The 22,294-nt window shown below is 74.1% G+C and carries 17 protein-coding genes and 1 pseudogene; 9 read left to right on the top strand and 9 right to left on the bottom strand.

What is annotated here, in order from left to right; all coding sequences use genetic code 11:
* The first annotated feature begins 42 nt into the window (after positions 1 to 42).
* Complete coding sequence (locus tag IEZ07_RS17790) at positions 43 to 2,196, top strand: protein kinase domain-containing protein (RefSeq protein ID WP_191895761.1); 2,154 nt, start codon at positions 43 to 45, stop codon at positions 2,194 to 2,196.
* Between the two features lie 162 nt (positions 2,197 to 2,358).
* A complete protein-coding gene (locus IEZ07_RS17785) occupies positions 2,359 to 4,596 on the top strand; it encodes an MMPL family transporter (protein ID WP_191895760.1) in 2,238 nt (745 codons plus the stop codon).
* Positions 4,597 to 4,716: 120 nt separating this feature from the next.
* Here IEZ07_RS17785 and IEZ07_RS17780 read toward each other — a convergent pair whose 3' ends face one another.
* Positions 4,717 to 5,172: an Lrp/AsnC family transcriptional regulator gene (locus IEZ07_RS17780; protein ID WP_191895759.1), complete on the bottom strand. Its 456-nt coding sequence runs from the start codon at positions 5,170 to 5,172 to the stop codon at positions 4,717 to 4,719.
* Positions 5,173 to 5,237: 65 nt separating this feature from the next.
* Here IEZ07_RS17780 and IEZ07_RS17775 point away from each other — a divergent pair, with 65 nt between their 5' ends.
* A complete protein-coding gene (locus tag IEZ07_RS17775) occupies positions 5,238 to 6,143 on the top strand; it encodes an SMP-30/gluconolactonase/LRE family protein (RefSeq protein ID WP_191895758.1) in 906 nt (301 codons plus the stop codon).
* A gap of 64 nt (positions 6,144 to 6,207) precedes the next feature.
* Here IEZ07_RS17775 and IEZ07_RS17770 read toward each other — a convergent pair whose 3' ends face one another.
* Positions 6,208 to 7,833: a CHAP domain-containing protein gene (locus IEZ07_RS17770; RefSeq protein WP_191895757.1), complete on the bottom strand. Its 1,626-nt coding sequence runs from the start codon at positions 7,831 to 7,833 to the stop codon at positions 6,208 to 6,210.
* 380 nt (positions 7,834 to 8,213) lie between these two features.
* On the opposite strand from IEZ07_RS17770, the gene IEZ07_RS17765 reads away from it, so the two are divergent.
* A complete protein-coding gene (locus IEZ07_RS17765) occupies positions 8,214 to 8,891 on the top strand; it encodes a PaaI family thioesterase (RefSeq protein ID WP_191895756.1) in 678 nt (225 codons plus the stop codon).
* A 103-nt stretch (positions 8,892 to 8,994) separates the two neighbouring features.
* Here IEZ07_RS17765 and IEZ07_RS17760 read toward each other — a convergent pair whose 3' ends face one another.
* Both IEZ07_RS17760 and IEZ07_RS35750 read right to left on the bottom strand, forming a co-directional pair.
* The gene (locus IEZ07_RS17760; protein WP_239320088.1) at positions 8,995 to 9,693 is read right to left on the bottom strand and encodes an SDR family oxidoreductase; all 699 of its coding nucleotides are present in this window, start codon (positions 9,691 to 9,693) and stop codon (positions 8,995 to 8,997) included.
* A gap of 1,510 nt (positions 9,694 to 11,203) precedes the next feature.
* Positions 11,204 to 11,779 (bottom strand): annotated as a pseudogene (locus IEZ07_RS35750) (serine/threonine-protein kinase); the annotation flags it as partial.
* Between the two features lie 125 nt (positions 11,780 to 11,904).
* On the opposite strand from IEZ07_RS35750, the gene IEZ07_RS17750 reads away from it, so the two are divergent.
* The 3 genes from IEZ07_RS17750 (at position 11,905) to IEZ07_RS35740 (ending at position 14,830) form a co-directional block, all read left to right on the top strand.
* The gene (locus IEZ07_RS17750) at positions 11,905 to 13,473 is read left to right on the top strand and encodes a BCCT family transporter (protein WP_204054402.1); all 1,569 of its coding nucleotides are present in this window, start codon (positions 11,905 to 11,907) and stop codon (positions 13,471 to 13,473) included.
* Positions 13,474 to 13,727: 254 nt separating this feature from the next.
* On the top strand, positions 13,728 to 14,396 hold the full coding sequence (locus IEZ07_RS35745; protein WP_204054414.1) for a RibD family protein: 669 nt from the start codon (positions 13,728 to 13,730) through the stop codon (positions 14,394 to 14,396).
* Positions 14,393 to 14,830, top strand: a complete 438-nt coding sequence (locus IEZ07_RS35740) for a cytidine/deoxycytidylate deaminase family protein (RefSeq protein WP_239320086.1) — start codon at positions 14,393 to 14,395, stop codon at positions 14,828 to 14,830. Before IEZ07_RS35745 ends, IEZ07_RS35740 begins: the two co-directional genes overlap by 4 nt.
* 27 nt (positions 14,831 to 14,857) lie before the next feature.
* Here the strand turns inward: IEZ07_RS35740 and IEZ07_RS17740 are convergent, their stop codons facing one another.
* Complete coding sequence (locus IEZ07_RS17740) at positions 14,858 to 15,280, bottom strand: winged helix-turn-helix transcriptional regulator (RefSeq protein WP_191895755.1); 423 nt, start codon at positions 15,278 to 15,280, stop codon at positions 14,858 to 14,860.
* A 146-nt stretch (positions 15,281 to 15,426) separates the two neighbouring features.
* Between IEZ07_RS17740 and IEZ07_RS17735 the strand changes: the two genes are divergently transcribed.
* Positions 15,427 to 16,266: an NAD(P)H-binding protein gene (locus tag IEZ07_RS17735; RefSeq protein WP_191895754.1), complete on the top strand. Its 840-nt coding sequence runs from the start codon at positions 15,427 to 15,429 to the stop codon at positions 16,264 to 16,266.
* A gap of 52 nt (positions 16,267 to 16,318) precedes the next feature.
* Here IEZ07_RS17735 and IEZ07_RS17730 read toward each other — a convergent pair whose 3' ends face one another.
* From IEZ07_RS17730 to glnII, 4 genes are all read right to left on the bottom strand, one after another.
* Positions 16,319 to 17,797, bottom strand: coding sequence for an ATP-binding protein (locus tag IEZ07_RS17730; RefSeq protein ID WP_191895753.1), 1,479 nt, complete (start codon positions 17,795 to 17,797; stop codon positions 16,319 to 16,321).
* Positions 17,794 to 19,452, bottom strand: coding sequence for an NAD(P)/FAD-dependent oxidoreductase (locus tag IEZ07_RS17725; RefSeq protein ID WP_068897024.1), 1,659 nt, complete (start codon positions 19,450 to 19,452; stop codon positions 17,794 to 17,796). Before IEZ07_RS17725 ends, IEZ07_RS17730 begins: the two co-directional genes overlap by 4 nt.
* 55 nt (positions 19,453 to 19,507) lie before the next feature.
* The gene (locus IEZ07_RS17720; RefSeq protein ID WP_191895752.1) at positions 19,508 to 20,269 is read right to left on the bottom strand and encodes an SDR family NAD(P)-dependent oxidoreductase; all 762 of its coding nucleotides are present in this window, start codon (positions 20,267 to 20,269) and stop codon (positions 19,508 to 19,510) included.
* Positions 20,270 to 20,366: 97 nt separating this feature from the next.
* Complete coding sequence (glnII, locus tag IEZ07_RS17715; RefSeq protein WP_189236758.1) at positions 20,367 to 21,386, bottom strand: glutamine synthetase; 1,020 nt, start codon at positions 21,384 to 21,386, stop codon at positions 20,367 to 20,369.
* A gap of 213 nt (positions 21,387 to 21,599) precedes the next feature.
* Between glnII and IEZ07_RS17710 the strand changes: the two genes are divergently transcribed.
* The gene (locus IEZ07_RS17710; protein WP_191895751.1) at positions 21,600 to 22,268 is read left to right on the top strand and encodes a ThuA domain-containing protein; all 669 of its coding nucleotides are present in this window, start codon (positions 21,600 to 21,602) and stop codon (positions 22,266 to 22,268) included.
* The last annotated feature ends 26 nt before the right edge of the window (positions 22,269 to 22,294 follow it).

Genomic DNA, 22,294 nt, shown 5'->3' with positions numbered 1-22,294 from the left:
GCCTTCTCCTGAGTGGAGGAGTGGCGGCGAGGGGAGGCCCGTGTGCCGTATGCGCAGCCGCTCAGACCGGGGGATCCCGAAAGGCTGGGCGCGTACGCGATCGTCGGCCGTCTGGGCGAGGGCGGCCAGGGATCGGTGTACCTCGGGATGCGTCCCGACACCGCTCCCGAGCCGTACGCGGTCAAGCTGCTGCACGGCCGGATCACCGACGAGCGGGAGGCGTTCCTGCGCGAGGTGGGCCTGGCCAAGCAGGTGGCCCGGTTCTGCACCGCGCAGGTGATCGACGCGGGGCTGGCCGACGACCGCCCCTACATCGTCAGCGAGTTCGTCGACGGGCCGTCCCTGCACCGGGAGGTCGCCGTCGGCGGGCCGCGGAGGGACGGCGCGCTGGAGCGGCTGGCGATCGGCGCGGCCACCGCGCTCACCGCGATCCACCGGGCGGGGATCGTCCATCGGGACTTCAAACCGCAGAACGTGCTGCTCGGTCCCGACGGGCCCCGGGTCATCGACTTCGGGCTGGCCCGGGCGCTGGACGCGGCGGCCACCCAGAGCGGGCGCGGCGCGGGCACCCCCGCCTACATGGCGCCGGAGCAGGTGGAGGGGGCCGAGATCGACCCGGCCGCCGACGTCTTCTCCTGGGGCGCGACCATGTGCTTCGCGGCCAACGCCCAGGCGCCGTTCGGGCAGGACTCGATCGCGGCCGTGCTGCACCGCATCCTCACCGCGCAGCCGGAGCTGGGTGACCTCGACGGCTGGCTCGCCGCTCTGGTCGCCGCCTGCCTGGACAAGGACCCCCGCAACCGGCCCACGAGCCGAGAGCTCCTGCTCACGCTGCTCGGCGACGGTGACGGCGCCGACCCCGGTGACGGCACCGGGCCCGCAGCCGGTGCCGAGGCCGGCGGGGACGGCGGGGGCGGCCTCGCCTCCGGCCCGGGCGGCGAGACCGGCGCCGTCACCGGGGTCGGCGGAGGCGGGGGCGGGGGCCGCGGAGGAGAGGGGCGGCGGACGGGGGAGCGGCCGCTCCCCCTGGACGAGGTCCCCGTCCGTTCCGTCCCGGCCGGGCCCGTCTCCATCCGCTCGGTCTCCGCCCGCCCGTTTCCCGCGAGCCCGTTCCCGGCGAGCGCCATCCCGGCGAGCGCGATCCCCGCTCCCTGGCGGGAGACCGGGGCCGTGCGGAGCCTCGCGGAGGAGGAACCCGCCGGGACGCGCACGCACCCCGGCAGGGCGGCCACCAGGGCGTCGGTGGCGGTCTCCGGATCGCTTCTGGTCAGCGCCGCCGTACTGGTGGGGGTGCTGGTCCCGGCTCTGAGCGGGAACGGGGGACCGGCCGGGGGAGGGTGGACGCCGGTGCCGCCGGCGGAGTCCGGGGCGCCGGTCCTCGCCGAGCGGGCGGAGACCAGTACGGAGTCCGGTCCGGCGGTCCCCCGCAGGGAGCACGGCACCGTGCCGGCCAGGAACATCCCCGGCGCGGGGGGACCGGCCACGGTCCCGACCGGAGGGGTCGCGGTGCCGGCGGTAGCGGGCCTGGAGCGTTCCGAGGCGCTCCGTGTCCTCGAACGCGCCGGGCTGGCCGCGGGGAGCGTCGTCCAGGTCGACTCCGCGGAACGGATCGGCCGGGTGCTCGGGAGCCTGCCGGAGGCGCGGACCCTGGTGGCCAGGGGCACCAGAGTCCAGCTGAGGGTCTCGGCGGGCGTGCCCGTCCCCGAGCTGGTGGGACTGCGCAGGAAGGCGGCCGGGGAGGTGCTCCGGGCGGCGGGGCTGAGTGCCGGGGCGGTGACGGCGCTCTGCTCGGACCGGCCTTCCGGACAGGTGGTCGCGACCAGCCCGGGGGCGGGCGAGCGTGCCTCCTCGGGTGACGCGGTCGCGATCACGGTGTCACGGCGCGGGGCGGAGGTGCCCTCGGTGGTCGGCTCGGCCGAGGCGGACGCGCGCAGTGCGCTGGCCGCGGCGGGCTTCGCCGTACGGGCGCGGGCGCGGCTGGTGGACGGGGCGCGGGTCGGGACGGTCCTGGCGCAGAGCGCGGGCCCGGGCGGGTGCGTCCGGCCGGGTGCCACGGTAGTGATCACCGTCGGGGTCGGGGCGCAGAGCGGGCCCGGTCCGGGGGAGGAGCCGACCGCCGCGCCGGACCCCGGGGAGCCCGCCGAGCCGACGAGCACGGCGGGTTCGGCGATCCCGGGATCCGCGGAGACCCCGTGAGCGGAAACGGCGTTCCTGACCCGATGTGGCCATCGTCTCATTTATCCGTCACAGAGGATGCTGTGGGAGGTTCACCCCTAGGCTTTCGGTAAGCACTCCCGTACATACCGGTGCCGGGCGGTGCCCCGCGTGTACGACTGAGATCTCAATAGGGCGGTCCCGATGTCTGGGTTGCTGGGGCGACTGGGTGGATGGTGCGCACGGCGCGGCGCGGTCGTGCTGGCACTCTGGGTCCTGCTGGCGGCAGCGCTGACCGCCGGGTCGCTGCTGTTCCCCGGACCGGTCAGCAACAACGTCGCGATCCCCGGCACGGACGCGCAGCGCGCCCACGACCTGATGCGCGACGGCTTCGGCCCCGGTTACGACCGGGGCGGCACCGTCCAGATCGTGCTCTACTCCGCCGACGGCCCGCTGATCGACGAGCGGCGCAAGAGCGCCGTGCAGCGCGCCGTGGACGCGATCCGGCGGGTCCCGCACGTCACCGAGGTGCTGACGCCCTACCGGATCGGCGGCCTGGCCCCCAGCCTGCAGATCGGCCTGATCACGGTCCGGCTGGAGGGCAACGACGCCTCCCGGCTGGCCGAGACCACGAGGGCGCTGTCCGCCGCGGCCGAGCCCGTCCGGCGGCTCGGCATCGAGGCGGTGCCCGCCGACTCGGGGACCCCTGCCGACAAGGAGATCAAGACCGGCGCCAGCGAGGTCATCGGCGTCGCCTGCGCGCTGCTCGTCCTGCTGTTCGCCTTCGGCACGCTGGTCGCCGCGATGATCCCGATCTTCACCGCCCTGGTCAGCATCGCGACCGGCCTGGGCGTGATCAGCCTGCTCGGCCACCTCGTGGACGTGCCCAAGCAGGCCTCGATCATGGCGACGATGATCGGGCTCGGCGTCGGCATCGACTACGCGCTCTTCCTGCTGAGCAGGCACCGCAAGCTGCTGGACGACGGGCTGGCGGTGCACGACGCGGTCCGCCGGACGGCCGCGGGCTCGGGCGGCGCCGTGGTCTTCGCCGGCGGCACGGTGATCATCGCACTCAGCGCGCTGCTGCTCGGCGGGTTCCCGATGCTGCAGACACTCGGCTGGATCACCGGCATCTCGGTCGTCTGCGCGGTGCTCACCTCGATCACCCTGGTCCCGGCCCTGCTCGGCCTGCTCGGTCACCGGGTCGACGCGCTGCGCCTGCCGCTGGCGGGCCGCCGCCGGCCCGCGGACGGCTCCTCGGGCTGGACGGGGCTGGGCAGGTGGGTCTCCCGGCGGCCCTGGCGCGTGCTCGCGCTCAGCGTCGCGGTGCTGGCCGCGCTCACCGCGCCGGCCCTCGCGCTCAAGCTGGGCCCGCTCGACGAGGGCTACGGCGACCGGGGCACCGACGCCCGCCGTTCCTACGAGCTCATGCAGGCCGGGTTCGGGCCGGGCAGCAACGGGCCGCTGGTCGTGGTCGCCGATCTGCGGGAGCCGGTCACCGACCGGGAGCCCGCGCCCGCCGTACTCCGGACGCTCAAGGAGCGGGTCGGCGCGGTCGAGGGCGTGGCGCACGCGGGCGAGCCGGTGCTCAACTCCGCGGGGACCGCCGTGATGCTCCAGGTCGTCCCGGAGTTCGCGCCCAGCGACCCCCGGGCCCTGGAGGTCGTCAAGGCGGTGCGCGGGCTGCGCATCGAGGGGGCGAGCGTGCACGTGGGCGGCGAGGTGGCGGGGATGGCCGACGCCGGCGCCAGGATCGCCGACCGCACTCCGATGGTCGTCGGCGTCGTGGTGCTGCTCAGCGCGCTGCTGCTGCTCCTGGCGTTCCGCTCCCCGGTGGTGGCGGTCAAGGCCGCGCTGATGAACCTGGTCTCGCTCGGCGCCGCCTTCGGCGCGCTCTCCCTGGTCTTCTCCCTCGGGCTGGGCAGCGGGCTGGTCGGCATGGACCCGCCGGCCGGCGTGGACATGTCCTACCTGACCACGCTGTTCTTCTCGGTGCCGATCGACAGCTACATCCCGCTGATGCTGTTCGCGGTGCTGTTCGGCCTGTCGATGGACTACGAGGTGTTCCTGCTGACCGCCGTGCGGCAGGCCTACCTGAGGCACGGCGACAACCGCAGGGCCGTGGCGGAGGGGCTGGGCTCGACCGGGCGGGTGATCACCTCAGCGGCGTTGATCATGGTTTCCGTGTTCGTCGCCTTCATCGCCTACCCCGACCCCATGGTCAAGATCTTCGGTGTCGGCCTGGCGGTGGCGGTGGCGGTGGACGCCACGATCATCCGGGGCTTCCTGGTCCCGGCGACCATGGTCCTGCTCGGCCGCTACAACTGGTGGTGCCCGGCCTGGCTGGACCGGATCCTGCCCGACCTCTCCATCGAGGGCCACGACGAGGAGGACCCGGGCGAGGACCGGGAGCGGGATCTCGTCGGCGCCACGCGCGCCTGAGCGGTGCGGTGCTTGAGCGCCGCGCGCCTGAGCGGCGCCGGACCGGGGCCGCCCGCGCCTGAGCGGCGCCGGACCGGGGCCGCCCGGGCCGGAGGGGCGCCGTGCCGGGGGCGGGCCGGCTCACCCCGGCCGCTGGGGTCCCGGGACGTGGACGCCGCGCTCGAAGAAGGTCTCGAGCACGACGACCGTCTGCGTCGCCGAGACCCCGTCGACCCCGAACACCCTGCGCAGCACCTCCTGCAGCTCCCGGGTGCTCGACGTGCGGACCTTGACCAGGAGCGAGGCCGGGCCTGCGATCACGTGCGCCTCCTCGATCTCGGGGATGGCCCGGAGCGCCTCGGCGGTGCCGCCCATCCAGGTGTTCCCGTCGACCATCACGTAGGCCAGCACCGGCCGGCCGGCCGCCGCGGCGTCGATCTCCACGGTGGTGCGCCGGATCAGCCCGCGCTCGCGCAGCTTCCTGACCCGCTCGTGCGCCGCGCCGCCCGACAGGCCCACGGCCGCGCCGAGCGCGGCGTACGACTGGGTGGCGTCCTCCTGGAGCAGGCCGATCAGCATCTTGTCTATATCGTCCATGACGGGATGATATCAAGATCAAAGCTTGTTTGACATGATGGCATTCGGTCCGCTTTGCTCTTCTCGTGACCGAAACCATTCCCGCCGAGTTCGACGTCCTGGACGAGCGCTTCGCCGCGGTCGGCGGGGACGAGCGCGTCGAGCGGATCCACCGGGGCTGCCGGTGGGCCGAGGGACCCGTCTACGTTCCCGCGGGCCGCTATCTGCTCTGGAGCGACATCCCCAACGACCGGATGCTCCGGTGGGACGAGCTGACCGGTGCGGTCGGCCCCTTCCGGGCCCCCGCGGGCCACACCAACGGCCACACCCTCGACACCCTGGGCCGGCTGGTCTCCTGCGAACAGGGCAACCGCCGGGTCACGCGCACCGAACACGACGGCTCGATCACCGTGATCGCCGACCGCTGGGAGGGCAGGCGGCTCAACAGCCCCAACGACGTGGTGGTCAGGTCCGACGGCTCGATCTGGTTCACCGACCCCTCCTACGGCATCACCAGCGACTACGAGGGGCACCGGGCGGACAGCGAGATCGGCGCGGACAACGTCTACCGCGTCGATCCGGTCACCGGCGAGGTCCGCGTCGTGGCAGGCGACTTCGCCAGGCCCAACGGGCTGGCCTTCTCCCCCGACGAAAGGCTGCTCTACGTCGCCGACACCAGGCGCGGGCACCTGAGGTCCTTCGACGTGCGTGACGACGGCACCCTGTCGGGCGGCGGGGTGCTCGCCGAGTGCGCCGCGGGAGGGCTGGACGGGATCAGGCTCGACGACACCGGCCGGATCTGGGCCGCCACGCACGAGGGCGTGCACTGCCTCGCCCCGGACGGCACCCTCATCGGCAGGCTCCGCCTCCCGGAGAAGACCTCCAATCTGGTCTTCGGCGGGCTGAAGCGGAACTGGCTGTTCGTGACCGCCTCGACCTCCGTCTACGCGATCATGCTGAACGTGCGCGGAGCCGGACCCGCCCACGCGTGAGCGTCCCCGGTCCGCCCTCGCCGCCGGGACGGGCCGGGAGCGCCCGGCCGTCCCGGCGGGCCGATCAGACCGGTACGGCCTCCCGGCGGCGACGGCCCCGGTACCCGCCGGAGGGCGGGGCGTCGAGGAGGTCCGGACCGGCGGGGGCGAGCAGGTCGCCGTGTTCGGCGGGCAGGGCGGCCGGGATGGTCGTGCTGACGGCCGACTCGGTCCGGCGGTGGCGGCGGCCCCGCAGCGGCGCGTCCTGGACGAAGGTCGAGGACTCCGCTCTGCGGTGGCGGCGGCCCCGCAGCGGCGCGTCCTGGACGAAGGTCGAGGACTCCACCACCGGGCGTTCCCGGAGGCGGCGCCTGCCCTGGTAGGGGAGGCGGGGCCGCTCGGCGGAGACCGCCTCCTCGATGCGGGCCACGGGGGTCGTGACCGAGGGGAACTCGGAGGTCGGGACCGGCGCGAGCCCGGCTGCCACAGTGGTCTCGGGCACGGAGGGGAGCACGGGGACCCCACCGGTGGGGGGCGTCTCCCGGGTGGCGGAGAACTCCTGCGAGGCGAAGGACCTCCGGGTGAGCGGGGTGCCCGCGGTGAGCCTGCGGCGGCCGGGTGCGCGGCGGCGGCCCCCGGTGCGGTGGGAACCGGCGGCGCGGCGGGACGGGCGCTCGGAGCCTCCGGTGGAGAAGGCCAGGCGCAGCCCCGACTGCTTGATCTTGGTGTGGGCGATGATCGCGGCGGCGGCGAGCAGGACCGGGGCCAGCACGGTGGGGCTCGACAGGTCGGGAGTGGCGGGGGTCAGGCCGCCGGCGGCGGCCGGAGCCGTGGCGATCGCCTGGGTGTCGGCGGCGGCGGGCTTGGCGTGCTTGCCCGGGGCGGTACGGCCGGCGGCGGCCGGAACGGGGGCGGACGCCGTGACCGGGGCCGTGGCGGCGGCCTCGGCGGTCGTGCCGGAGGAAGCGGTCTCCTCCGGGGCGGCCGCGGCCTTCGCGGGCGCCTTCTCCGTGCCGGCCTTCGAGGTGGCCTTCCGGGGGGGCTGGGCGGCCTGCGCCTTCCGGGCGGGCTCGGCCGCGGCCTGGACGGCCTTCTCGGGCGAGGCGTCCTCCTTCCCGAAGGGGAGGGGGACCGGAGCGGGGATCACGGAGAACAGGCTGGTCGGGGGCTCCAGGAAGACGGAGTTGCCCCCTGACACGTCGGCGGAGGTGTTGACCGCCTGCTTCTCGGTGGCCTCCCTGTCCAGCCGGGCCTTGATCTTCTCCGGGTAGCCGTAGCCGACGACCTTGCTGGTGTCGCGCTCCTTGCGCTTGGCGACGCCGCCGTCGATGTTGCCCTCGATGGTGTGGATGGTCCCGCCGTCCACCCGGGTGACGATCCCGACGTGGTCGATGTGGCTGATCTTGTTCGTGCCCGTCCAGTCGAAGAAGACGATGGCGCCGGGCTTGGGGGTGGTCCCCCAGGCGTCCTGCTCCTTGAACCACTGGGCGTGGTACACGGTGTAGGCGAACTGGCCGATCCAGTCCTCGTAACCGAGCTTCTTGGCCGCCCACGACAGGTACATGTCGCACCAGGGGGCGTTGGCGAAGTCCTCGTCGATGTCGACGGTGCTGCCGTACCAGTCGCCGAACTTGGTGTAGCCGCTGCTCTTCTCGGCGTAGCCGAGCTGGCTCTCGAGCAGCTCGATGAACTTTTCGATCTCAGGTGTCATATGGAAGTGGGGGACCCTCCGCAAGCCATGGGGGCATGGTCGCGCCGCCCCGCGACCGGGCTTACGGGAGGTCAGGTCGGACGATGGCGCGTTCACGCGCGCACCTCAGGGGAGAGGAGCGGGGTGCGTGTGGCGGCACCATTGGTCGGTGGTCTTCCGTGACGAGGGAGGCTACCCGCAGATAAGGACAGGTCAAGACCACCCCAAGCGGACATCAAGCCCGCAGGGACGCCCCGGAGGGCAGAAAGTCCGACGTCAGCGGGCTTTTGGGGATTTCTTCCAGTAAACCGGTCCAACGAAAAAATCTACGTAACCCGGGCGTGGCGAAGTCCCTACCGGATCCGAATGAGATTCTATAGAACGTGTTCTAATATACTGCCATGACGATCGACGTCACCCCCACGGAGGACGCCGAGGCCCGCCTCGCCGCCCTGGTCGAACTCAGCCGCCGGGCCCGCGCCCTGGCCGACGCGGTCGTGCTGACGGACGTCCCGGAGAGTGAGATCACCGCCGTCGCCGCCGAACTGGCCGCTCTCACGGAGCGGCTCGGCGCGCTGCGGCGCGAGTCCCCCCGGTCGTTCGAGCTCGGTCCCGGAGGCGTCCCCAGGAACGTGGGCAACGCGGTCACCGGCTCCGCCAACCCGCACGCCCTCCCGCTGGTCGTCCGGGTCACCCCGGAGCGCACGGTCCGCGCCGAGCTGAGCTTCCGGCCGGTCCACGCGGGCCCGCCCGCCTCGGTGCACGGCGGCGTCAGCGCGATGATCCTCGACCACCTGCTGGGCGAGGCCGTGGCGGCGGCCGGTTTCCCCGGTGTGACCGGGACCCTGACCCTGCGCTACCGCAGGCCGGTGCCGTACGGCGAGCCGCTGGTCGCCACCGCGGAGTACACGAGGTCGGAAGGGCGCAAGACCTGGGCCGAGGGCCGCATCGCCCTTCCGGACGGCACCGCGCTGGCCGAGGCGAGCGGGCTGTTCGTCACCCCCGCCGGGTGGCCCGGCCGGGGGGCGGGCGACGGGGCCGGGTCAAAGCCCGGTCAAGCGCCGGTCCGGGAGCGGTAGGACCCGATGGCGGGCCCGTGCGCGCCGGTCCGGCGCCGGAACCGGCGGGGCGCCCGCCCTGGTCCCCGCGCCGGTGCGGCGCCGCCGGGAAGGGCGGGGCGGCTCAGTAGCCGGCGCCGGTGAGCATGCCCCCGTCCACCGTGAACTCGCTGCCCGTGCAGTAGCTCGCCCGGTCGGAGGCCAGGAAGGCCACCACGTGCGAGACCTCGACCGGCCGGGCGAACCGCTTGATCACCATGGACTTGAAGAACGCCTCGCCGTCCACCTCGGCGGCGACCTCCGGGGTCCGGACCATGGGCGTGTCGATCGAGCCGGGGTGGACGGAGTTGACCCGGATCCCGAAGCGGGCCAGCTCGCGGGCGGCGGCCTTGGTGACGCCGCGCACGCCGAACTTCGAGGCGGCGTAGGCGGACATGCCCTCGGCGCCGATGAAGCCCTCGACCGAGGAGATGTTCACGATCGAGCCGCCGCCGGCGGCCTTCATCGGCTCGATCACCGACTTGACGCCCAGCCAGGTGCCCTTGAGGTTAACGTCGATGACCTGCTCGTACTCCTGGAGCGTCATGTCGGCGATCCGGCGGAACCTGAGGATCCCGGCGTTGTTGACCAGGACGTCGAGCCTGCCGTGCGCCTCGACGGCGGCGCCGACCGCCCGCTCCCAGTCGGCCGGGTCCGTCACGTCCTGGGGGACGAAGAGCGCTCCGGTCTCCTCGGCGAGCGCCTTGCCCTCGTCGGCGAGCACGTCTCCGAAGACGACCCGCGCGCCCTCGTCGAGGAAGAGCCGCACGTGCGCCTCCCCCATACCCCGCGCGCCACCCGTGACCAGGGCGACCTTGCCGTCCAGCAGACCCATTCCACGCTCCTTCTCGGGCTCGTGCCGCCTCGCGCGCCGGACCGGGCGGCCGTCCCGCCGGGACGGCGGGCGCCCGACGGGCGGGGTGCGTCACCGGCCACCAACCTAGCGCGTGCTTGGTTGGCCTGCAAGGCGCGCCCGCGGTCCCGGGACGGGACCCGGGGCGCCGTCTCAGGGCGCGCCGGGCGGGCCCGCCGGGTCCTCCGGCGTGTCCTCGGCCCTCCTCCCGGGCGTCCTCCGAGACGTCCTCCGGGACGTCCTCGGGCAGATCCTCGGGCGGCCCGGAGCCCGGTCCGGCGGCCTCCGGGCACGGCGCGCCGGTGACCGCCACCGTACGGCTCCGCGCGCCGCCGGGGGCCTGGGGCCGGGTCTCGGCCGTGACCCGCCACAGGACGGTCCGGCCGCAGGGCGGGGCGGTGAAGGCGTGCGGGACGACGGGGAGGTAGGCGGTGGAGCCGCTGAGCATGAGGGCGCGCACCGGGGCCTCCTCCTGCCCGTCCTCGGCCGGGCCCTCGGAGAACCGGACCGTCAGCACGACGCCCGCCGTGGTCGACGCGCGGACGCTGATCGTCGCCCCGTCCTGGTCGATCCCGGTGACGGCCAGTTCGCCGACCGCGTGCGGCGGCGCGGGCGGGGTCTGCGCGCCGCTCGGACCCGGCGCCGGGTCGCCGGGGGAGGCGGGACCGGGCTCCGGACTCCGGGACGGGCCGGGGGTGTCGCTCCGGGAGGGGGACGGGCCGGGGGTGTCGCTCCGGGGCGGAGCCGGGGGCCGGGAGGACTCCGGAGCCGGGCGTGACGGCGCCGTAGAGGGGAGGCGCGGAGGCCGGGGGAGACCGGAGGCGGAGGGGACCGCGGGGGCGGAGGCGGGCGAGGAGGCGCGCCGGGAGGGCGCGCTCCGGCCGCCGGCGGCGTCCCGCGACGGGGCCGGGGCGTCCGAGGCCCCGGAGGATCCGGGCCCGCCGGAGCGCGCGGCGGGCTCCCGGCCGGTCACAGGCGTCTCCGGAGGCGGGGTGAAGACCTTGTCCGAGGCGAGCGGACCGGCCGGGCGGCCCGCGGCGACGAGGGCGGCGGTGACGGCGAAGGCCGCCACGCCCGCCCCCGCCAGGAACCTGGCGCGCAGCCGCGGACGCCGCGGCCCGCCCACCCGGCCGGCCGCGTCCCGCGCGGCCGGGACGCCGCTCCCCGGCGCGGCCTCCGGCCCGGTGCCCGGCGCCGTCCGGGCCAGCGGGAAGGCCAGCGCGAGCAGGGTGGCCAGCTCGGCCAGGCGCCGCCGTCCGCGCCGCTCCCACTCCGGGCCGTAGGCCGACAGCGCGGCCACCTCCAGCTCCGCGGCGAACGCCCGGGCCGTCGGCGGCCGGTTCCTGGGGTCGTCGGCCATACCGTGCGCGACCAGCCCCCGCACCGGAGCGGGCACCTCCTCCAACGGCACCGGCGCGGTCAGGGGATCCGCCCGGTACGGCCGACGCCCGGTGAGGCACTCGAAGAACACGCAGGAGGCCGCGTAGAGGTCGGCCGCCGCGCCCGCCGGCTCCCCGGCCCGCCGCTCGGGCGCCGTGTAGCCCGGGACGCCGGCCGTACCGGGGGCGGCCATGCCGAAGTCCGTGAGCCTGCCGGTCCCGTCGGCCTGGACCAGCACGTTCTCCGGCCGGAGGTCGCGGTGCAGGACGCCCGCCGAGTGGGCCCGGGCCAGGCCCAGCAGGGCGCCCTTGAACACGGCCAGCGCCGCCTCGGGGCCCGTCGCGCCGTGGTCGCGGAGGATCCCGCGCAGCGGGACGCCGTCGACCAGTTCCATGACGACGGCGGCTTCGAGCACGTCCTCGTAGTACTCGTAGAGCCTGACGATGTTCGGGTCGTCGAGTTCGACCATGACGCGCGCCTCCTCGCGGAAGCGCGCCGTGAACCGGCCGTCGTCCCGCAGCGCGGCGTCCAGGTACTTGATGGCCACGTAGGCGCCCGTGCCGGTGTAGGTGGCCAGCACCACCCGGCCGCCGCTCCCGGTGCCGAGCTCTCGAACCTCGCGGTATCCCGGAACCATGCAGTCCCCCTCCGAGCGCCGTCGCCTGTTCGACGGTCTCACCCGGGGGGTCGGTTGTCACGGTTCGCGGGCTTTGACGCAGGGCAGGATCGTTATCACTCTGTGTGAGCGTCCTCGGGGGTCCCATGCGCACGCGAAAGCCCGACGTTCCGCTGTTGTCCGCCGCCATGGGCCTGCTGGTGGCGGTGGTGGTCTGGGGCGCGGTCTTCACCGAATCGCTCGCCGCGGCCGGTGACGCCGCGCTCGCCTGGGTGCTGGAGAACCTCGGCTGGCTGTTCGTGCTGGCCGCCGACTTCTTCCTGGTCCTGGCCGTCGTGCTCGCGCTCGGCCGCTTCGGCCGGATCCGCCTGGGCGGGGACGACGACACCCCCGAGTTCACCAACCTGGCCTGGACCGCGATGATGTTCAGCTCGGGGATGGGCATCGGGCTGATGTTCTACGGCGTCGCCGAGCCGGTGACCCACCTGCTCAGACCGCCGCCCGACCTGGATCTCGTGCCGGGATCGCTCCAGGCCGCGCGCACCGCGATGGAGTACTCCCTGTTCCACTGGACCCTGCATCCCTGGGCCGTCTACGCGGTCACGGGCATGGCCCTGGCCTACTCCACCTTCCGCAAGGGCCGGGGCAACCAGTTCAGCGCCGCGTTCTCCCCGCTGTTCGGAGGCACGCCCCGGCCGAACGCAGGGCGGGCGCTGGACCTGCTGGCCATGCTCGCCACCGTCTTCGGCACCGCCACGAGCCTGGGCCTGGGTGCGCTCCAGGTGGAGTACGGCCTCAACGAGCTGTTCGGGATCGGCGGGCGGAGGCTGGAGGTGATCGTCATCATCGTGCTGACCGCCGCGTTCGTCGTCTCCGCGGCCACCGGGGTGCACGGCGGCGTACGGTGGCTCAGTACCGTCAACGTCCACCTGGCGGCCCTGCTGGCCGTGCTCATCTTCGTCTTCGGCCCGACGGTCGCGGTCCTCGACCTGATCCCCGCCTCGCTCGGCGGCTATCTGAGCGACCTGATCCCGATGTCCTCACGGACGGGCGCGTTCATGGACAAGGCCTGGCTCGGGGAGTGGACCATCTTCTACTGGGCGTGGTGGATGTCCTGGGCGCCGTTCGTGGGCGCCTTCATCGCCCGGATCTCCCGCGGCCGGACCATCCGCGAGTTCGTCGTCGGCGTGCTGCTCATCCCGTCGGGAGCCAGCCTGCTCTGGTTCGCGATCAGCGGAGGCAGCGCCGTGTGGCTCCAGCAGTCGGGCGAGGCGGACTTCACCCGTGCCGTCGCCGAGGGCTCCGAGGCGGCGATGTTCACGCTGCTCGACAACCTGCCGCTGGACCTGTTCACCACGGTGATCGCGGTGGTCCTGGTGGCGCTCTACTTCGTCAGCGGGGCCGACGCGGCCTCCCTGGTGCTCGGGTCCCTGTCCACCGAGGGCTCGCTCCGGCCGCCCAGACCCCTGGTGGTGATGTGGGGTGTGCTGGTCGGGGCGGTGGCGATGGTACTGCTGCTGGCCGGTGGGCTGAAGGCGCTGCAGCAGGCCACGATCCTGGTCTCGCTGCCGTTCGTGATCGTCATGCTCCTGCTCTGCGCGGCGCTCGTGAAGGAGCTGCGGGAGGACCCGGGGGCGGGTACGGCCGTCCGCGGACAGCAGATCGGCCTGCTGCTGGCTCTGCGCCGGATCGCCGGGCGGGACGACGGGAAGTGATCGGGAGCGCGCCGTACCGCCCACGCGCCGTACCGCCCACATGGCGTGACGCTCACACGGTGCACCGCCCACGCGGTGTGGCGCCGACCCCGGCCGGTGCGCCGGCTCTCCCGTGGCGTAGCATCGCGGCCGACTGCCGGTGAGGGCGCGTGCGTCCTCCGACGGACTCGGGGGAGAGGGCCGTGAGCGGATCGGGCGGGCCGGTCGGCCGGGAAGGACCGGCCGGGCGTCCCTACGTGCTGCTCAGCTGCGCGATGTCCGTCGACGGCCACATCGACGACGGCGCCCCCGAGCGGCTGCTGCTCTCCGGGGACGAGGACTTCGACCGGGTCGACGAGGTCCGGGCCGGCTGCGACGCGATCATGGTCGGGGCGGGCACCGTGCGCCGGGACGATCCCCGGCTGCTGGTCCGCTCGCCGGTCCGGCGGCGGGAGCGGGTGGCGCGCGGCCTGCCGGCCTGCCCCGCCAAGGTGACGCTGACCGCGACGGGGGACCTCGACCCGGCGGGCCGGTTCTTCACCGCCGGGGACGCGGAGAAGATCGTGTACGCGGGGTCGAGGGCGGTGGAGGGGCTCGCCTCCCGGCTCGGCGCGGCCGCCACCGTGGTCGACGCGGGAGATCCCGTGGACCTCCGCCGGGTCCTGCGCGACCTGGCCGGGCGCGGGGTCCGGCGACTCATGGTGGAGGGAGGGGGCTCGGTGCACACCCGGTTCCTCCTGGAGGACCTCGCCGACGAGATCCAGCTCGCCGTCGCGCCGTTCTTCGTCGGCGACCCCGCCGCGCCGCGGTTCGTCGGCGGCGGACGCTTCCCGCAGGGCCCGCTGCGGCGGATGGACCTCGCGGAGGTCCGCGCGCTCGGCGATGTCGTCCTGCTGAGATACCTGATCCACCGGGAGAGGTCCCCGGAGCGGGGGGACCGGTGAACGACCGCGACTGGCTCCGGCTGGCCTGCGAGCTGGCCCGGCTCTGCCCGCCCTCGCCGGCGGCCTTCTCCGTCGGCGCCGTCGTGGTCGCCGCCGACGGCACCGAGCTCGCGCGCGGCCACTCCCGGGAGGGCGGCGACCCCCACGTGCACGCCGAGGAGGCCGCGCTCGCCAAGATCGCGGCAGGTGACCCCCGGCTGCCCGGCGCCACGGTCTACAGCAGCCTGGAGCCGTGCAGCGTGCGCCGCTCCCGCCCCCGGACCTGCACCCGGCTGATCATCGGCAGCGGGATCCGGCGGGTCGTGCTGGCCTGGCGGGAGCCCGTGCTCCTCGCCGACTGCCACGGCGTCGAGGAGCTCACGGCGGCGGGCGTCACCGTGCTGGAACTGCCCGAGCTGGCCGATCTCGCCCGTGAGCCCAACGCCCACCTGTGAGAGGGCGGAGCGCGGCGGGAGGCCGCCTCATCGCCGAGGCGTGTGCTGCGGTGCCGCCGCCGTGCCGGTGTCGTCGTAGGCGTGCCGTGCCCGTTCCACGTCGCCGAGGTGAGCCGTGGCCCACTCGGCGAGATGGGCGAAGAGCGGGGCGAGGCTGCGGCCGAGGTCGCTGATCTCGTACTCGACCCGGGGCGGGACCTCGGGGTGGTAGGTGCGCACGACGAGTCCGTCGCGTTCGAGTTGCCGGAGCCGCTGGGTCAGGACCTTCGGCGTGATGGTGGTGATCCGTCGCTGCAGCTCGACGAAGCGCTGCCGTCCCTGGTAGTTCAGCGTCCACAGGATCGGGGTGGTCCACCGGCTGAAGACGATGTCCACGACCGGCGCGACGGGGCAGGCCTGCTCGGGATCGGCCGACGCCGGAGGCGTCCAGGCTGCTCGCTCGGCGTGCATGCGGACCCCTTGGGCATAGTCACTTTCCTGTAGGTACCTACTATACCGGCGATGCTAACTTCCCGGAGTCGCCGCCGAAGCGGTCGGAACGGCGGCGGCCGCCCCCGGCGAACGCGCGGGCGGCGTCGGAGAAGGAGGAACCTTTCATGATCGTGGTAACAGGGGCCACCGGCAACGTCGGCCGGGTGCTCGTGGAGGCGCTGTCCGCGGCCGGCGAGCGGGTGACCGCGGTGTCCCGGGGAACGTCGCCGGTGTCCGTGCCGGAGGGGGTGCGGTACCGGCAGGCCGATCTGGCCGAGCCGGAGACCCTGCGACCGGTGGTGGACGGAGCCCGCGCGCTGTTCCTGCTGGTCGCAGGTGCCGGTGCGCATCTGGACCCGGACGCGATCCTCGACGTCGCGAAAGCCGGCGGAGTCGCGCGCCTGGTCCTGCTCTCCTCGCAGGCCGCCGGGACGCGCCCGCAGTCCGTCTCGCACGCGCCGCTGCGCGGCATCGAGGACGCCGTCCGGCGCTCCGGCGCGGCGTGGACGATCCTGCGGCCGGGCGGCTTCGCGTCCAACGCCTACGCGTGGGCGGAGTCGGTGCGGACCCGGGGGACGGTGGCCGCGCCGTTCGGCGACGTCGGCCTGCCGGTCGTCGATCCGGCCGACATCGGCGAGGTCGCGGCCGCCGTCCTGCGGGAGGACCGGCACGCCGGCCGGATCTACGAACTGACGGGGCCGGCCCTGACCACGCCCCGGCAGCGGGCCGGGATCATCGGCGAGGCGCTGGGACGGCCGGTCCGGTTCGTCGACCAGACGCGTGCGGAGGCCCGTGCCCAGATGGTGCGGTTCATGCCGGAGCCGGTGGCCGACGGGACCCTGGACATCCTCGGCGACCCGACCCCGGAAGAGCGGCGGATCAGCCCGCACACGGAGCAGATCCTGGGCCGTCCGCCGCGCGGTTTCGACGGGTGGGCCCGGCGCCACGCCCACGCCTTCCGGTGAGGACGCACCCTGTCTCGCCGATCGCCTTCCGGCGAGGCGGGGTGCGCGTCGGCTACGCCGTCGTCTCCACCGGCGGGGCGGCCCGCTCCGGCCGCCCGGCGGCCGGGACCTCCTCCGTCTCCGGCTGCTCGGCGGCCGGGAGGCGGACCTGGAAGCGGGTGTCGCCGGGTGCCGACTCCACCCGCAGGTCGCCGCCGTGCCGGCCGGCGACGATGCGGAAGGAGATGTCCAGCCCCAGGCCGGTGCCCGCGCCGGCGGGCTTGGTGGTGAAGAACGGCTCGAAGATCCGCTCCCGGAGCTCCTCCGGGACGCCGGGACCGGTGTCGCAGATCTCGACCAGCGCGGTGGTCCCGTGCTCCAGCCGGGTGCGGACGGTCAGGGTGCCCTCGCCCGCCATCGCGTCCAGCGCGTTGTGGATCAGGTTGGTCCACACCTGGTTGAGCTCCCCGGCGTAGGCGGGGATCGGCGGCAGGGCGGGGTCGTAGTCGGTGGCCACGCCGATCCCGGGCGGGATCTTGCCGCGGAACATGGTGAGCGTGCTGTCCAGCAGCTCCCGCACGTCCACCGTCCGGTACGGCGCGCGGTCCATCTGGGAGTACTGCTTGGCCGAGGCCAGCAGCGAGGAGATCCGCCCGGTCGCGTCGGTCACCTCGTCCAGCATCTGGGAGATCTCGACCGCCTCCGCCAGCCAGTGCACCGCCGCCGCCAGGTGCTCCGGCCCGGCCGCGCTCCGCACCTTCTCCAGCCCCGCCGGTCCGAAGCCGGCGGCGACCAGCGGCGGCGCGACCTCCCAGCCGCCGCCGACCCCCGCCTCCTCCAGCGCGTCGCCCAGTTCGTCCTCGGCGTCGGAGATCTCCAGCGGGGAGCGCGGGGGCAGGCCCGCCGCGCCGGTGGAGCACCGCTCCTCCATGTCGATCAGGGCGCGCAGCCGGTCCGGGGGGATGCCCGCCTCGGCCAGCTCGGCCAGCCGCCGCCGCGAGGACGCGACCTTCTCCCGGAGCTCGCCCACGGCGCGCACGGCCGCCGCCGCCGGGTTGTTGAGCTCGTGCGTGAGACCCGCGGTGATCGTGCCGAGCGCCGTCAGCCGCTGCCGCCGGTCGATGAACTCCCGCTGCGCCAGCCCGCCCAGGCGCACCCCGTCCAGCAGGTGCACCGCCATCGGGAACCACTCGGTCATCATCCGGCCGAACTTCCCGGCGGGCAGTTCCATGAACCGGGAGGGCCTGGTGGCGCGGAGCGAGTGGGTGTAGGAGGCCGGGGCGCGCTCGCCGAGGTAGGCGGAGGTGGCCCCGGCGTAGACCCCGGGCTGGGAGGTGGGGGTCAGCGAGACCGGCCCGGCGGGGGTCTCGGTGACCATGACCACCTCGCCCTCGATGAGCACGATGAAGCAGTCGGCCGGGTCGCCCTGCCGTACGATCAGCTCGCCCGCGGCGGCCCCGCGCTCATGGGCGTGGGCGGCCAGCCAGGCGAGCCGGTCCTCCTCCAGCCCCTCGAAGAGGAACAGGCCGCGGAGCACATCGGGGTCGATCATGCCTTCTCCAGGTAGCGGTGCACGAGCGCCACGGCCATCGCCCCCTCGCCGACCGCCGAGGCGACCCGCTTGATCGAGTCGGCGCGCACGTCGCCGGCGGCGAAGACACCCGGCACGCTGGTCTCCAGGTGGTACGGCTCCCGCCGGAGCGGCCAGTTGCGGGGCCGGTTCCCGACGGCGGTCAGGTCGGGGCCGGTCAGCACGAAGCCCCGCTCGTCGCGCTCGACCGCGTCGCCGAGCCAGTCGGTGTGCGGTGCGGCGCCGATGAAGACGAACAGCCACTCGGCGTCGACCGTGCGCTCGCCGTCGGGGCCCTTGAGGGTGAGCCGCTCCAGGTGCTCCCCGCCCTCGGCGGCGACCACCTCGGTCCCGGTGTGCACCTCGATGTTCGGGATCTGCGCGATCTGCTCGATCAGGTAGTGCGACATGGAGCTCTCCAGCCCGTCGCCGCGGACGATCAGGTGCACCCGGTCGGCGTACCCCGACAGGTGGACGGCGCCCTGCCCGGCCGAGTTCGCCGCGCCGACGATGTAGACGTCGCAGCCGCGGCACTCCGGCGCCTCGGTCACCGCCGCGCCGTAGTAGACGCCGGCGCCGGTGAAGTCGTCCAGGCCGGGGGCGGTCAGCCGCCGGTAGGAGACGCCGGTCGCCAGGATCACCGTGTGCGCGGCGATGCTGCCGCCGTCGGCGAAGCCGACCACCCGGGCCTGGCCCCGGACCTCCAGGCTGGTGGCCGTGCGGGCGGTGAGCAGCTCGGCGCCGAACTTCAGCGCTTGGCGGCGGGCCCGGTCGGCGAGCTGGGCGCCGGAGACGCCGTCGGGGAAGCCCAGGTAGTTCTCGATGCGGGAGCTCTGGCCGGCCTGCCCGCCGGAGGCGTGCTTCTCCACCAGCACGGTGCGCAGCCCCTCCGAGGCGCCGTAGACCGCCGCGCCCAGCCCGCCGGGGCCGCCGCCGATGACGACCAGGTCGTAGAAGTCGGTGGCGGGAGCGGTGGACAGGCCCACGGCCGAGGCGAGCGCGGCGGTGGTCGGCGCGGCGAGCACCGCACCCTGCGCGGTGACGACCAGCGGCAGGGCCGCCGGGCTCTCGTCCTGCCCGGCCGCGGCCAGCAACTGCGCGCCCTCGGGCTCGTCGGCGAGCAGCCAGCGGTAGGGGACCTGGTTGCGGGCCAGGAAGTCGCGGACCCGGTAGGAGCGGGCCGACCAGCGCGCCCCCACCACGCGCAGCTCGTCGGCGGCCCGCCGGTCGGTCCGCTGCCAGGCGTCGAGCTGGGCGTCCAGCACCGGGTAGAACTTCTCCTCCGGCGGGTCCCACGGCTTGAGCAGGTAGTGGTCGAGGTCCACCACGTTGATCGCCTGGATCGCCGCCTCGGTGTCGGCGTAGGCGGTGAGCAGCACCCGGCGGGCGTGGGGGTACAGGTCCATGGCCTGCTCCAGGAACTCCACGCCGTTCATCTCGGGCATCCGGTAGTCGGCCAGGACCACCGCGACGTCGTCGCCGCGCAGCCGCATCTCGCGGACGCTCTCGATGCCCTGCGCGGCGCCGTCGGCTCTGACGATCCGGTAGGCGTGGCCGTACCGGCGGCGCAGGTCGCGGGCCACGGAGCGCGAGACCCCCGGGTCGTCGTCGACCGTCACGATGACCGGCTTGTTCATTCCCGCCCTCTCCCGGATAACCAGACAATTGCCTCAAAGCATGTCATGTCCAGGTTCAGGCGATCACTCGGCTCTCCCCGCCGTCCACCAGGACGGAGACGCCGGTCATGAAGGAGGCCCGCTCGCTGGCCAGGAACGCCACCACGTCGCCGACCTCCTCGGGGCGGCCCAGCCGGCCCACGGGCACGCGCCCGGCCCGCTCGGCCAGGCCCTCCTGTGTGGGCGTCGTCTCCTTGAGCCGGTCGGTGAGGATCGGCCCCGGCAGCACGTTGTTGACCAGCACGCCGTCCCGGCCGACCTCGCGGGCGAGCGTGCGGACCACCCCGGCGACCGCCGGACGCGTCGCGTTGGACAGCGCCAGCCCGTCGAGCGCCTCGCGCGCCGACCGGCTGGTGATCGTGACGATCCGCCCCCAGCCGCGCGAGCGCATGTCCGGGAGCACGGCCCGGATCAGCCGGACGGTGCCCAGCAGGTTGCGGTTGACCGCCGTCTCCCACTCGTCCGGGTCCGCCTCCAGGAAGTCCCCGCGCGGGGGCCCGCCCGCGTTCGCGACCAGGATGTCGACCGGCCCCAGCACCTCGCGCGTCTCCGCGACGACCCGTGCGGCCGCCTCGGGGTCCTCCACGTCGGCGAGCACCGCGTGCACCGTCCCGCCGAACTCCTGCAGCTCCACCACGGCGTCGGCGAGCCGCTCGGGGGAGCGGGCGCTCACGCAGACCGCGCAGCCCTCCCTGGCGAGACTTCTGGCCGACGCGAGGCCGAGTCCCGCGCTGCCGCCCGTGACCAGGGCGACCCTGCCTTCGATTCCGAGATCCACGGCTCGACGCTACACGGCGGGTGCGCGTGGAACGCGGAGGCCGCGGACACCCCCGGCAGGGTGTCCGCGGCCTCCGTCCCCCGGATCGCCCGCGGGATCAGACCTGGCCGGCCTTCTCCAGCGCGGAGCAGCAGGTGTCCACGATCAGGCGGGTCACCACGTACGGGTCGACGTTCGCGTTGGGACGGCGGTCCTCGATGTAGCCCTTCTTCTCGACCTCGACCTGCCACGGGATGCGAACCGAGGCGCCGCGGTCGGAGACGCCGTAGCTGTACTTGTTCCACGGGGCGGTCTCGTGGTGGCCGGTGAGGCGGTCCTCGATGCCGTGGCCGTAGTTCCTGACGTGCTCGAGGGGCTTGTCGCCCTCGCCCAGCGCCTCGCAGGCGGTGATGATCGGGTCGAAGCCCTCGCGCATCGCCTTGGTGGAGAAGTTGGTGTGCGCGCCGGCGCCGTTCCAGTCGCCCTTCACCGGCTTGGCGTCGAGCGTGGCGGCGATGTCGAACTCCTCCGCGGTGCGGTAGAGCAGCCAGCGGGCGACCCACATGTGGTCGGAGACCTCCACCGGGCCCGCCGGGCCCACCTGGAACTCCCACTGGCCGGGCATGACCTCGGCGTTGATGCCGGAGATCGCCAGACCGGCCTCCAGGCAGCGGTCGAGGTGCTTCTCTACGACCTCGCGGCCGAAGACCTCGTCGGCGCCGACGCCGCAGTAGTAGCCGCCCTGCGGGGCCGGGAAGCCGCCCAGCGGGAAGCCGAGCGGGCGGCCCTCCTTGAAGAAGGTGTACTCCTGCTCGATGCCGAACCAGGACTCCTGGTCGGCGAACCTCTCGGCGACCTCGGTGAGGGGCGCGCGGGTGTTGCTGGAGTGCGGGGTCATGTCGGGGTTGAGCACCTCGCACAGGACCAGCACGTTGTCGCCGCCGCGGATCGGGTCCGGGCAGGTGAAGACCGGCTTGAGCACGCGGTCGGAGGAGTGGCCGTCGGCCTGGTTGGTGCTGGACCCGTCGAAGCCCCAGATCGGGAGCTCTGCGCCGTCCGCGAGGACTCGCGTCTTCGAGCGGAGCTTGGCGGTCGGCTCGGTGCCGTCGATCCAGATGTATTCAGCCTTGAAGGTCATCGGCGGAGTCCTTGGGGAGGGAGTGGTCTGCTGCCCCTGAAGAGTCGCAAGTCGCGATTTCGCATCTGTTGCCCGTATGTGAACGTGGTGTTACTTGGGGCCGTTCGGCCAGGCAGGAGTGCCGGAAAATCTTCACAGGCCGGTTCTGCCCCTGTGAGCTGGGCTTATCCCACACCGCTGGCGGCCTGCGGGCTTCCGTGCTGGACTGGACCCGTGGCACGCAACCTGATCCTCTCCGGCGGCCCCTTCCACGACTTCCCCGCGACCTCCGCCGCGCTGGCCGAGACCCTCGCCGAGGTCGGAGTGGAGTCGGAGGTCACCGACGACATCACCGGCGGCCTGGCCGACGCCCCCGAGTACGACCTGATCACCGTCAACGCCCTGCGCTGCCGGATGGCCTCCGACCACCTGGCCCCCCACCGCGACCGGTGGGGACTCGAGCTGCCCCCGCAGGCGCGTACGGCGCTGCTGGACCACCTGGAGCGCGGCGGCGGCCTGCTCTGCATGCACGCGGCGTCCATCTGCTTCGACGACTGGCAGGGCTGGCCCCGGGTGCTGGGCGGCCACTGGGAGTGGCCGAAGTCGCACCATCCGCCGCTGGGCTGGACCACCGTCCGCGTCCACGGCGACCACCCGATCGTCGAGGGCCTGCGGGACTTCGACCTGGTCGACGAGGTCTACAGCGACCTGACGATCCTGCCGGACGTCACGCCGCTCGCCTCCTCGATGGGCCAGCCCCTGGTCTGGGCCCGCCCGGTACGGCGCGGCCGCCTGGTCTACGACGCGCTGGGCCACGACACCCGCTCCTACGACAACCCGGTCCACCGCACCCTGCTCCGGCGGGCCGCCCAGTGGCTGCTCAAGCACCCGATGAGCCAATGATCTCGCGGCGGCGGACTCGCAGGCGG

It is taken from the genome of Planomonospora parontospora (genome assembly GCA_014647935.1).
Lineage (GTDB): Bacteria > Actinomycetota > Actinomycetes > Streptosporangiales > Streptosporangiaceae > Planomonospora > Planomonospora parontospora.
This window is presented reverse-complemented; position numbering and strand designations above follow the sequence as displayed.